15 protein-coding genes are annotated in these 14,205 nt (G+C 65.0%); 9 read left to right on the top strand and 6 right to left on the bottom strand.

Annotation, left to right across the window (positions count from 1 at the left end):
• Positions 1-13 precede the first annotated feature (13 nt).
• Together HGQ17_RS07340 and HGQ17_RS15255 are read left to right on the top strand one after the other, a co-directional pair.
• The gene (locus tag HGQ17_RS07340) at positions 14-1,474 is read left to right on the top strand and encodes a tyrosine-type recombinase/integrase (protein WP_211090521.1); all 1,461 of its coding nucleotides are present in this window, start codon (positions 14-16) and stop codon (positions 1,472-1,474) included.
• Positions 1,464-1,886 (top strand): DUF6262 family protein, encoded by a 423-nt coding sequence (locus HGQ17_RS15255; protein ID WP_168887301.1) that lies wholly within the window; start codon positions 1,464-1,466, stop codon positions 1,884-1,886. Before HGQ17_RS07340 ends, HGQ17_RS15255 begins: the two co-directional genes overlap by 11 nt.
• Positions 1,887-2,463: 577 nt before the next feature.
• On the opposite strand, the gene HGQ17_RS07330 is transcribed toward HGQ17_RS15255, so the two are convergent.
• Positions 2,464-3,555 carry an ArsO family NAD(P)H-dependent flavin-containing monooxygenase gene (locus HGQ17_RS07330; protein WP_270107197.1) on the bottom strand — a complete coding sequence of 364 codons (1,092 nt, stop codon included), beginning with the start codon at positions 3,553-3,555 and terminating at the stop codon, positions 2,464-2,466.
• Between the two features lie 35 nt (positions 3,556-3,590).
• Positions 3,591-3,947 (bottom strand): ArsR/SmtB family transcription factor, encoded by a 357-nt coding sequence (locus tag HGQ17_RS07325; protein WP_229503377.1) that lies wholly within the window; start codon positions 3,945-3,947, stop codon positions 3,591-3,593.
• Positions 3,948-4,030: 83 nt separating this feature from the next.
• Between HGQ17_RS07325 and arsB the strand changes: the two genes are divergently transcribed.
• From arsB to HGQ17_RS07300, 6 genes are read left to right on the top strand one after another with little or no spacing between them, the layout of a single operon-like run.
• Positions 4,031-5,149: an ACR3 family arsenite efflux transporter gene (gene arsB / locus HGQ17_RS07320; RefSeq protein WP_168887300.1), complete on the top strand. Its 1,119-nt coding sequence runs from the start codon at positions 4,031-4,033 to the stop codon at positions 5,147-5,149.
• On the top strand, positions 5,146-5,580 hold the full coding sequence (locus tag HGQ17_RS15040; protein ID WP_211090505.1) for an arsenate-mycothiol transferase ArsC: 435 nt from the start codon (positions 5,146-5,148) through the stop codon (positions 5,578-5,580). The genes arsB and HGQ17_RS15040 overlap by 4 nt, the downstream gene beginning before the upstream one ends.
• Before the next feature lie 27 nt (positions 5,581-5,607).
• A complete protein-coding gene (locus HGQ17_RS15035; RefSeq protein ID WP_211090504.1) occupies positions 5,608-6,048 on the top strand; it encodes an arsenate reductase ArsC in 441 nt (146 codons plus the stop codon).
• Between the two features lie 12 nt (positions 6,049-6,060).
• Positions 6,061-7,044, top strand: coding sequence for a thioredoxin-disulfide reductase (trxB, locus tag HGQ17_RS07310; RefSeq protein WP_168887299.1), 984 nt, complete (start codon positions 6,061-6,063; stop codon positions 7,042-7,044).
• The gene (locus HGQ17_RS07305; RefSeq protein ID WP_168887298.1) at positions 7,037-8,383 is read left to right on the top strand and encodes an FAD-dependent oxidoreductase; all 1,347 of its coding nucleotides are present in this window, start codon (positions 7,037-7,039) and stop codon (positions 8,381-8,383) included. The genes trxB and HGQ17_RS07305 overlap by 8 nt, the downstream gene beginning before the upstream one ends.
• A gap of 12 nt (positions 8,384-8,395) precedes the next feature.
• The gene (locus tag HGQ17_RS07300) at positions 8,396-9,025 is read left to right on the top strand and encodes an arsenate reductase ArsC (protein WP_168887297.1); all 630 of its coding nucleotides are present in this window, start codon (positions 8,396-8,398) and stop codon (positions 9,023-9,025) included.
• A gap of 251 nt (positions 9,026-9,276) precedes the next feature.
• Here HGQ17_RS07300 and HGQ17_RS07295 read toward each other — a convergent pair whose 3' ends face one another.
• Together HGQ17_RS07295 and HGQ17_RS07290 are read right to left on the bottom strand one after the other, a co-directional pair.
• The gene (locus tag HGQ17_RS07295; protein ID WP_168887296.1) at positions 9,277-11,739 is read right to left on the bottom strand and encodes a heavy metal translocating P-type ATPase; all 2,463 of its coding nucleotides are present in this window, start codon (positions 11,737-11,739) and stop codon (positions 9,277-9,279) included.
• Positions 11,740-11,779: 40 nt separating this feature from the next.
• Entirely contained in the window at positions 11,780-11,989 is a 210-nt protein-coding gene (locus tag HGQ17_RS07290) for a heavy-metal-associated domain-containing protein (protein ID WP_211090503.1), read from the bottom strand.
• A gap of 158 nt (positions 11,990-12,147) precedes the next feature.
• On the opposite strand from HGQ17_RS07290, the gene HGQ17_RS07285 reads away from it, so the two are divergent.
• Positions 12,148-12,474: a four-helix bundle copper-binding protein gene (locus HGQ17_RS07285; RefSeq protein WP_211090502.1), complete on the top strand. Its 327-nt coding sequence runs from the start codon at positions 12,148-12,150 to the stop codon at positions 12,472-12,474.
• On the opposite strand, the gene HGQ17_RS07280 is transcribed toward HGQ17_RS07285, so the two are convergent.
• A complete protein-coding gene (locus tag HGQ17_RS07280; protein ID WP_168887294.1) occupies positions 12,471-12,899 on the bottom strand; it encodes a heavy metal-responsive transcriptional regulator in 429 nt (142 codons plus the stop codon). The two genes, HGQ17_RS07285 and HGQ17_RS07280, sit on opposite strands and share 4 nt — an antisense overlap.
• A gap of 115 nt (positions 12,900-13,014) precedes the next feature.
• Complete coding sequence (locus HGQ17_RS07275) at positions 13,015-13,992, bottom strand: NAD(P)/FAD-dependent oxidoreductase (protein WP_168887293.1); 978 nt, start codon at positions 13,990-13,992, stop codon at positions 13,015-13,017.
• Between the last annotated feature and the right edge of the window lie 213 nt (positions 13,993-14,205).

Here is a 14,205-nt window from a genome sequence, read left to right as displayed (position 1 = left end):
GGTTAGTCCGTTGATGCCAGAGCAGTCAAACAATTCAGGGAACCAGTACCGATTGCCGGCACGCATAGCCAGGGTGTGGGAAACTGAGTACGGCAAAGACATCTGGCAGCTCCGCGCGCTCGGTATCAAGGACCGGCAGCTGGCGAACATAAATTTTGAAAGCATCCCGCAGTACTGGCTGAAGGCTCTTGCGAAACGCTGGGGAAGATGGCGGTTCTCCACCGGCCTCGGAGCTGGAAGTGTCGCCATTGGTACTCGGGCAGTCACCGTTTTCGGACAGTTCCTCGCCGACGCCGCGCCAGCTGTTCAGAGGTTGGCGGACCTGGACCGGCAGCTGCTGGAGCGTTATCTCGCTGACCTTCATGCCCGGTTCTCAGGCACCGTGACTCACCGCATGCTCGTGGGGCAATTGAATCTGTTCTTCACCATCATCAGGCAACACGGATGGGACGACTCGCTGCCCTCGACGGTGACATTCTTCAGCGAAGACATCCCCAAAGAGAACCCACGATTGCCTCGCGCCCTCAGCGAGACTGTGATGGCCCAACTGGAGCACCCCGACAACCTGGCCCAGTGGAACGACCCCACCTATGAGCTGATCACCCTGATCCTGATGCGCTGCGGACTGCGCATCACAGACACTGTGCAGTTATCAACTGATTGTGTCGTTTATGACAGGGACGGTGCCCCCTATCTGCGCTATCTCAACCACAAAATGAAACGCGAAGCCTTGGTTCCCATTGACGAGGACCTCGCCGAGGCCATCACCACGCAGGGCCACCGGGTGCGCCAGCGGTGGCCCAACAGTAAACCGGTGCTGTTGCCGCGCGCCACCAATAATGACAACGGCGAGCTGCCGGTCCGTGATGGAACCTACCGCACAGTGCTGCGCCGATGGCTACAACGCTGCGATATCCGTGACGAATATGGTGACCCTGTGCACCTGGTTCCCCACAGCTTTCGGCACACCCTGGGCACCAGATTGATCAACCGAGACGTCCCCCAAGAAGTGGTCCGACGGATCCTCGACCACGACTCCCATGCGATGACCGCCCACTACGCCCGGCTCAGCGACACCACGATCAGGCGGCACTGGGAAGCCGCACAGAAGGTCAATTTCAAAGGCGAAACTGTAACCCTCGACCCGGACGGACCTTTAGCTGAGGCAGCCTGGGCCAAACAGCGCGTCGGACGAGCCACTCAGGCCCTGCCCAACGGCTACTGCGGGCTGCCGGTCCAGCAATCCTGCCCGCACGCGAACGCCTGCCTGAGCTGCCCGATGTTCATCACCACCGCCGAGTTTCTGCCCGAACACCGTCAACATCGTAAACAGACCGTGGAGATCATCACCGCCGCCGAAGCCCGTGGCCAGCAACGACTGATCGAGATGAACCAGCAGGTTCTGGGAAACCTCGACCGGATCATTACCACCCTCGAAAACGATCAAGACGGTGAGGGCTTTGATGCATGCTGATAACAGCCACCATCTGGTCGCCGCCGCGAAACGACGCCACGATGAGACCCGCGCCAGAGCCATCCAGGCACTTCGAGACCTCGACCGCGATGGAAGTCCGGTCACCTTCCTGATTGTTGCGCGGAAGGCAGCGGTCTCGCGATCCTGGCTCTACACCCAGGACGACATATGTGCCGAAATTCGTCGACTACGCGACCTCCAACGAGGTGCAGTCCCGCCGTTGCCCACATCCCAACTTTCCACCGACGCATCTTTACTGCGACGGCTCGAAGTAGCCAATGCACGCGTCCGAGACCTCACCGCCGAGAATCAGCGACTCCGTAAACAACTAGAACACGCCCTTGGGCAACTACGGGCACGAAACCTTGACACCGTGACGGAGCCGAACTGCTTGATGGACGACTCAAGATAACCATGTCCAGGACGGAACTGCGCGAACCAACGGCCCTCGTGCTGGGCATCAAAGACACCCTCATTTGAACTCAAGATAACGGTCGTTACTGCTACAGCCGCAGCCTGACCGCGTTGTCGGTGAGATAAGCAGGCCGGAGGAAGCCCCCACCTGCTGAGGGTGACGATCATGGATCGAACCGCGATCAGAGATGGATACAGCCGCAACTGTGCCGAGTTAGAGGCTGCCTGCCCTGCACCGCGCGAGCGGCTCCGAGGCGCGACGGGGCAGCAACGGCACCCGATGGACGTGTACGCCTACCCGATCCGGCATTTCGACTTTCATGCATCCCAGCTCAGCCTGCCCGGAACCCGGACGGCTTCTGCTTGAGACGAGCAGGATCGCCCTGGGTGCGGCCGACCACAATATGGTCACTCGTGGCGAAGAGCGTCATGCATCGCGCGCAGTGCCATGGTCGCCCGCGACGGCCAGATCCTGACAGCAGCAATCCGGATACTGCTCACAGGCGCGCACGATCACGCCCCGCCTGACCGCGCATCCGCAGTCCGCGCACATCATCTCCATGCGCTGATGGTACTCACCGTGCTCGTGCAGAGATGGCCGCAGCAGTCGTGGCGGACTCAAGATCGCCGGCGATGGCGCCGACCGTGGCTTTCGCGGTGGATCCGACACCGACGAGGGTGGCCGATCCCGGACCGGTCCAGTCTCCGTAGCCTGCGAAATAGAGCCCCGGGATCCGGGGTGACGCCGTTCCGTCGAGCCTGATCGTCCCGTCTGACTCCCGGAGGTCGTGTGCCCGCAGATGGCGCAGCGCCGGTCTGAAGCCGGTGGCCCAGATCACCGCGTCGACTCGGCGTGTGCTGCCGTCGTTCCAGATCACGCCGTCGCGGGTGAAGCGTTCGAACATCGGGTGAGGGATCAGCAGCCCTGCATCCCGTGCCTTCTTCACGGGTGGGACGGCAACGATGTCGCCCAAGTTCGCGACGCCGCCGGAGTCCGGTTCCCCGGCGGCCAGTGCGCGCACCCGCTGGCTGGCCACCCGGAAGAGCTCGCGCCCGTCGACGTCGTCGGGCAGATAGCGCGGCGCACCGCGCAGGCACCAGGTCACCGTCGCGGCGCGGGCGAGATCGGCTGCGATCTGTGCGGCTGAGTTCGCTCCGCCGACGACGAGGACGGATTGGCCCTTGAACTTGCCTGGTCCGCGGTAGTCGGCACTGTGCATCTGACTCCCGCGGAAGCTCCTCTGCCCCGGCACGGTTGGCCAGAAGGGCTGCGACCATGTGCCCGTCGTGTTGACGACGGCACGCGCCCGCCACTGCCCGGCATCGGTGAGCAGCTGGAATCCCTCGCTGGTTGGGATGACCTGGGCGACTCGCACCGGCCGCACGACTGGGAGTGAATACCGCTCCTCGTAGTCGGCCAGATACCGGATCACGTGATCGGCGTCGGGGTTACCGCCGGAGGTTCTCGGCATCAGCCGGCCGGGCAGGGATGAGTATTCTGCCGGCGAGAACAGCCGCAGCGAGGGCCACACGTGCCTCCAGGCCCCACCAGGGGCGTCCTGGTCATCGAGAATCACGAAGGACAATCCGGCACGGCGCAGGTAGTAGCCGACCGCCAGGCCGGCCTGTCCGCCACCGATCACGGCAACATCGGCTCGATCTCTCACCTCCACCGCGCGACTGACTGCCCCGAGTGCGGTCATCAGTCCAGGGCGAGGAACTGGCGCAGCTCGGCGAACGCTTCGCGCACCACGGTGTAGTGCGCCCACTTGCCGCGCTGCTCACGCGTCAGGAGGCCCGCCTCGACAAGCTTCTTGAGGTGGTGGCTGATCGTCGGCTGGCTGATGTCGAGCGTCTCGGTCAGGTCGCAGGCGCACACCGCGTCGCATCCCTGCGCGGCTACATGCGACAGCACCCGCAGCCGGGTCGGGTCGGACAGCGCTTTGAGCTTTCTGGCCATCTGTTCGGCCTGGTCCGCGCCCAGCGGTGCGACCGCCAGCGGACAGCAGTCGTTGGCATGGGGGGTGAGCAGTTTCACGGTTTCGAATGCGGTTGCCATCACCCCATCATACATTGACGCCCATCGATGCATGCGCTTAGTGTGTTCCATAGACATCCATCGATACAAGGAGCTTAGTGCCGATGAACACCACTGCAACGACGGCTGCGCAGAACGCGGTGCCGGTGACGAAGGAGATGTCCTTCCTGGACCGCTGGCTGGCGGTCTGGATCCTGGCGGCAATGGCCGTGGGTCTGCTGCTGGGGCGTTTCGTGCCCGGGCTCGACACGGCCTTGGACTCTGTGAAGGTCGGCGGGATCTCCGTGCCGATCGCGATCGGTCTGCTGGTCATGATGTATCCGGTGCTGGCGAAGGTTCGCTACGACGAGATGCACCGGGTGACCGGTGATCGTAAGCTGCTGGCTCTGTCGCTGTTCCTCAACTGGGTCATAGGTCCGGCCTTCATGTTCACGCTGGCCTGGGTGTTCCTGCCCGATCTGCCGGAGTTCCGGACCGGGCTGATCATCGTGGGCCTGGCCCGCTGCATCGCGATGGTGTTCATCTGGAACGATCTCGCCTGCGGAGACCGTGAAGCCGCCGCCGTGCTGGTGGCGATCAACTCCGTCTTCCAGGTCGTGGCCTTCGGTGCGCTGGGCTGGTTCTATCTGCAGGTGCTGCCCTCGTGGTTGGGACTGGAGACGACTTCGGCGCAGTTCTCCGTGTGGGCGATCGTGGCATCGGTGCTCGTCTTCCTCGGCATTCCGCTGCTGGCGGGCTTCCTCACCCGCGTGCTTGGTGAGAGAGCCAAGGGCCGGCAGTGGTACGAGGAGACGTTCCTGCCGAGGATCGGTCCCTGGGCGCTCTACGGACTGCTGTTCACCATCGTGCTGCTGTTCGCCATGCAGGGTGAGGCGATCACCTCGCAGCCCTTGGATGTGGCCCGGATGGCGGTGCCGCTGCTGCTGTACTTCGTGCTCATGTTCATCATCAGCCTGCTCGCCTCCAGAGCCGTCGGACTGAACTACGCGAAGTCGACCAGCGTGGCCTTCACCGCGTCGGGCAACAACTTCGAGCTCGCGATTGCGGTGTCGATCGGCGCATTCGGGATCACCTCGGGGCAGGCGCTGGCCGGTGTCGTCGGCCCGCTCATCGAAGTCCCCGTCCTCGTCGGTCTCGTCTACGTCGCTCTCTGGGCCGGTCCCAAGCTGTTCCCCAACGACCCGACTGTCCCCGCACGCAGAACCTCTGGAGTCCGAGCATGACCAGCACCTCTGAACCGAAAAGGCCCAGCGTCCTCTTCGTCTGCGTCAAGAACGGCGGCAAGTCCCAGATGGCCGCCGCGCTGATGCGCTACCATGCCGGCGACGCGGTTGAGGTGCACTCGGCCGGCACCAAGCCCGGTACCTCCCTCAACGCCCTGTCCGCCGACGTGGTCGCCGAGGTGGGCGCAGACATGTCCGGAGAATCGCCCAAGCCGATCGACCCGGACCTGCTGCGCCGGGTCGACCGGGTCATCGTCCTCGGCGAGGAAGCACACGTCGAACCCGTCGACGGTATGACCGCCACGATCGAGACCTGGAACACCGATGAGCCCTCGGAGCGCGGCATCGAGGGCATCGAACGGATGCGCCTGGTCCGCGACGACATCGACACCCGCGTCCAGGCTCTGCACTCCGCACTTCTCAACGACTGAATACCCACTCCCGGATTGGATGGTCCTATGACCGCTGCCCCCAACACCACCACGACCAAGCCCAGCGTGCTGTTCGTGTGCGTCCACAACGCCGGCCGCTCCCAGATGGCCGCCGGCTACCTCACCGAACTGTCGGGCGGCCGGATCGAGGTCCGCTCGGCAGGCTCGGAACCCGCCGACCAGATCAACCCGGTCGCCGTCGAGGCGATGGCAGAAGACGGCATCGACATCACCTCTGCCTCCCCGAAGATCCTCACCACCGACGCCGTCAAGGCCTCCGACGTCGTCATCACCATGGGCTGCGGGGACGCGTGCCCGATCTTCCCGGGCAAGCGCTACGAGGACTGGGACCTCGCAGACCCCGCAGGCCAGGGCATCGAGGCGGTCCGCCCGATCCGCGATGACATCAAGGCCCGCATCGAGCAGCTCGTCTCCGAGCTGCTGCCAGCATCGACCGGCGCGAAGTGAGGCGCTGACACCATGACGACCACCAGCACCCAAACGGATGAGCTGATCATCATCGGGTCCGGCCCCGCAGGTTATACCGCCGCGATCTACGCGGCACGCGCCGGGCTGTCCCCGCGCGTGATCGCCGGATCCGTCACCCACGGCGGCGCCTTGATGAACACCACCGACGTCGAGAACTTCCCCGGATTCCCCGGCGGCATCCAGGGCCCGGAACTCATGATGGGACTCAGCGAGCAGGCCGCAAACTTCGGGGCCCGCATCGAGTACGACGACGCTTCCGCCGTCGACCTGACCGGGCCCCTGAAAGAGGTCACGACCCTGTCCGGTGCCACCTACCGAGCACCGGCCGTCATCGTCGCCACGGGTTCGGCGTACAAGGAGCTGGGACTGGCCGATGAGAAGCGGCTCACCGGGCACGGCGTGTCCTGGTGCGCCACCTGCGACGGGTTCTTCTTCCGCGACCAGCACATCATCGTCGTCGGCGGTGGGGACTCGGCCATGGAGGAGGCACTGTTCCTGACCCGGTTCGCCGCGACCGTGACCGTGGTGGTCCGGCGCGACACCCTGCGCGCATCGAAGATTATGGCCCAGCGGGCACAACAGAACGAGAAGATCCGCTTCCTGTACAACAGCCAGATCACCGCCATCCACGGAGACGAAAAGGTCACCGGCGTGAGCGTGACCGACTCACTCACCGGCAACACCAGCCAGCTGGATGCCACCGGGATCTTCGTCGCCATCGGGCACCTGCCCCGCACCGAACTCGTCAAGGGCCAGCTGGAACTCGACCCGGACGGCTACATCGTCGTCGACGCCCCGACCACCGCCACCAACCTGCCCGGCGTCTTCGCCTGCGGCGACGCGGTCGACCACCGCTACCGGCAGGCCATCACCGCCGCCGGCACCGGGTGCGCCGCCGCCCTAGACGCCGAACGCTTCCTCGCCGCCACCGAACCGGCAACCGCCCCCGTCCTTCAGGAGACCAGCCATGGCTGACACCACCAACCACACCGAGAGTCTGCCGGTCGTCGTCATCGGCGCCGGCCCCGTCGGGCTGGCCACCGCCGCCCACCTGCGCGAACGCGGCCTGACCCCGCTGGTGCTGGAGGCCGGCAGCACCAGCGGCGCCGCGATCCGCGACTGGGGCCACACCCGCCTGTTCTCACCGTGGCGCTACAACATCGACGAAGCCGCCCGCCGCCTCCTCGAGGCAGATGGCTGGCAGGCCCCGAACCCGGAAGTCCTGCCCACCGGTCACGAGCTGATCACCGACTACCTGACCCCGCTGGCAGCGGCACTGGGCGACGTCGTCCGCACCGACGCCCGCGTCATCGCGGTCTCCCGGGAAGGGATCGACAAGACCCGCAGCACCGGCAGGGAGACCACCCCGTTCCTCGTCCGCATCGCCTCCTCCGACGGATCGTCCGAGGACGTGTTGGCGCGCAGCGTCATCGACGCCTCGGGCACCTGGCACCAGCCCAACCCACTCGGCCGGTCCGGCCTGCCCGCCCCCGGAGAAGCCGAGGCGACAGCCCGCGGCCTCATCACCCAGCCCCTGCCCGCCGTCACCGGTGTCGACCGTGACCGGTTCGCCGGGCGCCACGTCCTCGTCGTCGGCGCCGGCCACTCCGCGGCCAACACGCTGCTCGACCTCGCCGAGCTCGCCGACGACAACCCCGCGACCCGGATCAGCTGGGCCGTCCGGTCAGCGGACGCCTCCCGCGCCTACGGCGGCGAAGACCGCGACGAACTCGCCGCCCGCGGCGCCCTGGGCACCCGCCTCCGGGACCTGGTCGAATCCGGCCGAATCGATGTCCACACCTCGTTCGTGATCACCGGCTTCGAAACTCACGGCGAGCAGCTGCACGTCCAGGCCGCAGGACCCAGCGGCGCCGAGAAGCTCACCGTGGACGTCCTCGTCCCGGCCACCGGCTTCCGCCCCGACCTGTCGATGCTGACCGAGCTGCGCCTCGACCTCGACCCGACCGTCGATGCACCCCAGAAGCTCGGCCCGCTCATCGACCCGGAGTTCCACTCCTGCGGCAGCGTCGAACCACACGGCGAACGCGTGCTGGCCCACCCCGAGCCCGGGTTCTACATCGTCGGCATGAAGAGCTACGGCCGCGCACCGACGTTCCTCATGGCCACCGGCTACGAACAGGTCCGCTCCATCGCCGCAGCACTGGCAGGTGACCGGGTCGCCGCCGACACCGTCCACCTCGAACTGCCCGAGACCGGCGTCTGCACCACAGACCTCGGCGGATACTGCGACGTGCCAGCCGGGCCACTCCCGGTGACCATCGGCGGCGCACCCACCTCCTCCTGCTGCTCCTGAAAGGACCAGGCCATGGCCGCCGACACCCCGCCGCTCGACACCCAAGTCCTCCAACACACAGCCGATGACCTCGCCCGCAAGTACGAGGGAATCTTCTCCCCGGAGACCATCGAGCGCTACGTCTTCGAGTCCTACACCACCCTGTCGCGGACCGCGAGAATCCGCGACCACCTGGCGATCCTCGCCGAACGGTTCGCCGCCGACCGCCTCCGCGCTCTCGCCCTGGCACAGGGCACAATCGAGACAACCGTCCCGCAGGTGCTGTTCGTCTGCGTGCACAACGTCGGACGCTCCCAGATCGCCAGCGCCCTGCTGGCCCACTACGCCGGCGACCGGGTCGAGGTCCGCTCGGCCGGCTCGCTGCCCGGATCCGAGGTCCACCCCCTGGTGATCGACGCGCTGGCCGAACGCCACATCGACCTGTCCGGAGCCTTCCCCAAACCACTGACCGACGACGTCGTCCGCGCAGCCGACTACGTCATCACCATGGGCTGCGGCGACGCCTGCCCCATCTACCCCGGCAAACGCTACCTGGACTGGGAACTGGCCGACCCCGCCGAGGAGACACCGGAACGAATCCGCGAAATCGTCGACCAGATCGACGACCGCGTCCGCGCCCTGTGGACCGAGATCCAGAACTGACGACGGCCCACCGGGCAAGAACAGAAGCACCCGGAGCCGCCAAGCGAAACTGCGATTCCCCGCCATCTCCCGCTAACAGTCACACTGTCGACACGCCCACTACGGTGTGAGTCGCAGCAATAAGTGGCCGCCTTTCCTAAACGGAAATTGGCGGCCCTGGTATCCGAAAGGGGTTGGGCAACTGGCACAGGACTCGGCCCACCTGGCTGCCGTTTCGTGAAGGGGGCCCCTGAACATGACATTCAGGTTGGTCAGGTTGGGCGCGTGTCCACCACGTCAGGTTTTGTGTCTTCGCGGGAGCGTCCGACACTGCCGATGGCTTCGAAGAGTAGCCGTGGTCTGCCGCCGAGGGAGTTGATGAAGATGGTGGTCACGGACAGGGCCATGGCGATCATTGCCCAGACTGGGTAGACCAACCCGGTGGTGGCCACGAGGATCCCGGTGCCGTTGAAGAGAAACGCCAGGGCGACGTTCTGCTTGGTGCGGCGGTAGCTGGAGAGGCTGGTTTGGCGTGCGGTGAGGATCGCGCGGAGGTCGTCGCGGACGATGACGACATCGGCGGATTCCACTGCGATGTCGGTGCCGCTGCCCATGGCGATGCCCACGTCGGATTGCATCAGGGCAGGGGCGTCGTTGATGCCGTCACCGACCATCGCGACCCGGGCCCCCTCGGTCTGGAGCTCGCGTACGAGGTCGGCTTTGTCCTCAGGCAGCAGCCCGGCTCGGATGTCTTCGATGCCGACCTGCGCGGCGACGTGCTTCGCCGCTGGGAGGTTGTCGCCAGTTGCTAACACGGGGGTGATGCCCGCTGCCTGTAGCTGCTGCACGGCCTCGACCGTCTCGGGGCGGATCTCATCGCCCAGGGCGATGATTCCCAGTAAGTCGCGGTCGGCGGCGACGGCCACCACCGTGCGTCCGATGGCCTCTAAGCGTTGGATGGCGGGGCCGAGGGGGGTCAGGTCGATGCCGCGATCGACCAGAAAGCCTGGCCGGCCGACCAACACGGCGCGACCGTCGACGGTGGCGGTGACGCCGAAGCCGGTGACCGAGTGGAAGTCCTGGACCGCTGGCAGGGTCAGACCTCGGATAGTGGCAGCAGTGACGATAGCTCGGGCTAGTGGGTGTTCGGAGGGCTCTTCGGCCGCGGCGGCGGTGGTGAGCAGGTCTGCCTCGTCGGTGTGGGATTGGATCTCGCGGACAGCAGGTTTGCCTTCAGTGAGGGTGCCGGTCTTATCCAGCACGATGGTGCGGATCTGGCCGAAGGTTTGGAATGCTTCTCCGGTGCGCATGATGATTCCCTGGTCGGCGGCCTCCCCGGCCGCCCGGACGATGGCCAGCGGGGCGGCGATCCCCATCGCGCAGGGATAACCCATGATGAGCACACCGATGCCGGCGAACACTGCCCGTCGCACATCCGGTTCCTCCGCCCATGCCCAGGAACCTAGCAGCCAACCGAGCAGCGCGAGAGTAGCTAGGATCAGCACGGTGGGAGTGTAGATGCGCAGCACCCGGTCGACCAGGTGCAGGATCCCGGGCTTCAGCGCTCTCGAGTCTTCAACGTGCCGGGCCACTTGAGCCAGGAAGCTCTCGGACCCGATCCGGGTCGCCTCCACCAACAGAGTGCCGGCCCCATTGATGGACCCACCGATCACCTCTCCACCAGCTGAGCGTTCGGCCGGGACGGGTTCACCAGTGACCAGGGACAAATCCAGGGTCGAGTAACCCTCGATGACCCGGCCATCGACCGGGACCCGGTCTCCGGGGCGGATGCGCACCAGGTCCCCGGCTGTGATCTGGGTGACAGGCACCTCTTTCTCAGTGCCGTCCTGGACCAGACTGGCGGTATCGGGTTGTAACTCCAGCAGCTTGCGCACCGCTTGGCTGGAGCGGGTCTTGACCAGCAGGGAGAGCCATTCAGAGAAGATGTGATAGTTCGCCACCAACACGGTCACAGCAAAGAACGCCGCAGTGGGGTAATCAGGGAAGACTTCTGTCAACCCGATCACACCGCCGACGATGCCACCAAGCGCACCGATCTCCAGCAGTACGTGTTGGTTGAGGATCCCCCGCCTGGCGGCCTGGTAGGCCATGCGCAGGATATGGGGGGCGATGGCCAACACCACCGTCAGCGCTAGGGCGCCGGTGAGCCACGCCGCCGCTGTCTCGCTAACCCACCCTGACTGGCGGCCCGTATACGCCAATGCGGCCGGAGCGATCATCGTCACCGCACCCAAGGTGGCGAGGGCTCGGCCGGCGGGCCGCATGATTGCGTAGGAGACCGGCACCATTAGGATCACGACCGAGGCTGGCACCAGCACCGACCAGAGACCAGAGACCTCCAGGATCAGGGCGATGGTGGCCAGACTCGCCGCGATCGCGGCCAGCAGACGCTTGCCCTCGTGAACGAGGTCGGCTTCCTCCTCCTCGAAGGGCCGCAACTTGCGCGGGTCATAGAGGTCATAGCCGATATCGCGCAGCGTCTTCAGGATCTTCTCAGGACCGGTGAGTTTCGGATCGTAGTCAACCAGGGCCTGTTCATGGGTCAGACTGACCGCCACCGTGTCCACCCCGGACTGACGACACAGCGCCTTCTCGATCGTTCCGGTGCACAACGAACAATGCAGACCCGCGATCCGAGCTCGAATGCGGGCGTGTCCCGCCAGGTGACTGGGCTCCTCCGCCCACAGCTGCTCTGCCTGTTCCGTTTTCGTCACAGTGCTCGTTCCCGTCTCCTCGGTAGTCTCACGCGCCAGCTCAGCTGACGGCCGGATAGCCAGCGGTGGCAAGGCGCTCACCGATCTCTTCGATACTGGTCTGGGACTGGTGGTAACTCACCGTCACCTGATTGGTGTCAGAATCCGCAGTGACGTCTCGCACCCCGTTCACACGGGTCAACGCATTGCGGATCGCTTTCTCGCAGCCACCACAGTGGATCTCTTCAACACGGAATGTATAAGTGCTCACGACACACCTCCTTGTAGGTGCCATCAACCATAAACCTTCCACTCCACTAGAAGGTCAAATTGGATGATGAGACGGTTCGTAGGCCCGGGAGCTTGACGTTCCAGCCGGGGGAAGGTCCACGATAAGAAGACTGCTAACTATTGGGAAGGAAAATCGTCATGACAATGATCGAAGACCACACCAAACAGCTCATCGATATCCTCAGCGACTGCTTGGCCAAGTGCACCGCGTGCGCCAAGGAGTGTGTCGAGCAGGGGGATAAGGATCTGGCTCGGTGCATCACACTGTGTGTCGACTGCGCCGATCTATGCCGGGCCTGTATCCCGTTGATCGCCCGTGGCAGCGACTTCAGCGCCGAACTCTGTCGGGTATGCGCAGACGCATGCGAGCGTTGCGCGCAGGAATGTGAGCGGACCGGCATGACCGAGTGTGCCGAGGCCTGCCGCAAGGCCGCCGATGCATGCCGGCAGATGGTCTCGGCTTAGTCCGTACCACTAGGGGCGATACTGGCTTTCTGCCGCGCGTGCTCGATCAACTGGCAGGTGCAGTTATCAGCGGCGGCAGGGAGTGGGTCCGCCTCTGAAACAATCTCGGTCAGCTGCTCCCGCAGAAACTCAAGCTCACGCATCCGCCGATCAATCCCTTCCAGTTGGGTATCCAGCACGCTGCGCACATACGCGCATGGGGCCTCACCCCGCTCCCGGAACAGAAGCATCTCCTTAACCTCATGCAAGGTAATTCCCAAGCGCTGGGAGGTGCGGATGAAAGTCAACCGATCGACATAAGACTCATCAAAGTCCCGATAACCCGACGGGGTGCGCACCGGATCCGGCAAAAGCCCAATGGACTCGTAATAACGGATCGTCTTGGTGGTGACGCCGGACAGCCGGGCGAGTTCGCCAATCTTCATAAGTCCTCCTGCAAAGAATGTTACAGCCCGCGGGAAGGTTAATCTCGCCTCTCCTCAGGCGCTGATTGGGGGCTGGTCGAACTACCTATGTCGCTGGGTCCAGTGGCAGACGGTGTCACCGGTTCATGGTGAAACGCCTCGTCGGAGGGGCCGGAGAAGGCGCGTGCTCGTTGGTGTGATGCCCACGCATCGACGTCGCACACGCCACCCCAGCGACCGCCCCTTCAGCGATGGCCACCGAGACCAGCTGCATTCCGGGAGTAATGTCCCCGGCGGCGTAGACGCCATCGACGCTGGTCAGCTGGTATCCGTCCACGGCGATCTGCCCGTGATCATCGAGTTCACACTCCAGCTGGAGGGCGAGGTCATTGGTGGGGTGATGGGAGTAGGAGAAGAACACTTTCTGTGCCTCCACGACAGTCCCGTCTTTCAAGCGCAACCCCTCCAGGGCTCCCGGAAGCCCGATCAGCGCCTGGGCCACCCCCTCCACGACGCTGATGCCGTGCTCGGCCAATGTGGCCCTCTGGGCTTCGTCGAAGGCCCTATCGGTGGGGTTGGTGACGATGCGCACGGTCTCGGCCCAATCCAGCAGCTCGGCAGCGTAGGCGGGCACGTGTTCGCCAGCACCTAGGACGACAACGGTGCCCCCGCGTGCCTTGTACCCGTCGCAGGCTGGACAGTGATGCACATCGACGCCGCAGTGCGCATCGACGCCCGCGATTGGCGGCCACTGGTCGCGGACCCCGGTGGCTAGCACCACCCGATCGGCGATAACCTTGGCGCCGTCGATCGTGGCCTGGAACCGGCCCTGGCCGGTAGGCTCCAGGGCGCTTACCGTTGCCTCGTAGACGCTCACCTGGTGGTATTGGGCCAGGTCGGCGCGGGCCTGGTTCAGCAACTCCCTGGGGCTGATCGGGTCCCGGCCCAGCAACCCGTGAACCTGATCTGCGAACCGGTTGCGGTGCTGGCCGGCGTCGGCCACCAAGGTGCGGCGCTGGTAACGACCCAACCAGGTAGCAGCCGAGAGGCCAGCGGCGCCCCCGCCAATGACCAGAGCATCGACGTAAGCGGGAAGGGATGTGCTTGTACTCATCGGTCCTCGACGGTTCGGGGCGGGCAACTCGTCAATTCTCCACGTTCCAGCTGAGGGAAGGTCAACCCGCTTGTGGCTCTCGCACAATCTGTGGGTCTCGTTTTCCCAGAGCGCCTCGGTGGGAGTTTCGTGCCGAGCCGTGGAAAGAACCGGGCATACTTGAGTGCTTCAGTTGAGGAAGCCCCTATGAGACGCCCTGCCTGAGGACCTCAA

This window comes from Nesterenkonia sedimenti, from assembly GCF_012641515.1.
Classification (GTDB): Bacteria; Actinomycetota; Actinomycetes; order Actinomycetales; family Micrococcaceae; genus Nesterenkonia; species Nesterenkonia sedimenti.
Note: the sequence above shows the minus strand (reverse complement) of the source record. Positions and strands in the feature narration are given on the sequence as shown.

Coding starts and splice junctions, on each gene's coding strand:
- HGQ17_RS07280 (WP_168887294.1), bottom strand. CDS start 12,899: ATGAAGATTGGCGAACTCGCCCGGCTGTCCGGCGTCACCACCAAGACG.
- trxB (WP_168887299.1), top strand. CDS start 6,061: ATGACGACCACCAGCACCCAAACGGATGAGCTGATCATCATCGGGTCC.
- HGQ17_RS15255 (WP_168887301.1), top strand. CDS start 1,464: ATGCATGCTGATAACAGCCACCATCTGGTCGCCGCCGCGAAACGACGC.
- HGQ17_RS15035 (WP_211090504.1), top strand. CDS start 5,608: ATGACCGCTGCCCCCAACACCACCACGACCAAGCCCAGCGTGCTGTTC.
- HGQ17_RS07325 (WP_229503377.1), bottom strand. CDS start 3,947: ATGGCAACCGCATTCGAAACCGTGAAACTGCTCACCCCCCATGCCAAC.
- HGQ17_RS15040 (WP_211090505.1), top strand. CDS start 5,146: ATGACCAGCACCTCTGAACCGAAAAGGCCCAGCGTCCTCTTCGTCTGC.
- HGQ17_RS07275 (WP_168887293.1), bottom strand. CDS start 13,992: ATGAGTACAAGCACATCCCTTCCCGCTTACGTCGATGCTCTGGTCATT.
- HGQ17_RS07305 (WP_168887298.1), top strand. CDS start 7,037: ATGGCTGACACCACCAACCACACCGAGAGTCTGCCGGTCGTCGTCATC.
- arsB (WP_168887300.1), top strand. CDS start 4,031: ATGAACACCACTGCAACGACGGCTGCGCAGAACGCGGTGCCGGTGACG.
- HGQ17_RS07285 (WP_211090502.1), top strand. CDS start 12,148: ATGACAATGATCGAAGACCACACCAAACAGCTCATCGATATCCTCAGC.
- HGQ17_RS07340 (WP_211090521.1), top strand. CDS start 14: ATGCCAGAGCAGTCAAACAATTCAGGGAACCAGTACCGATTGCCGGCA.
- HGQ17_RS07300 (WP_168887297.1), top strand. CDS start 8,396: ATGGCCGCCGACACCCCGCCGCTCGACACCCAAGTCCTCCAACACACA.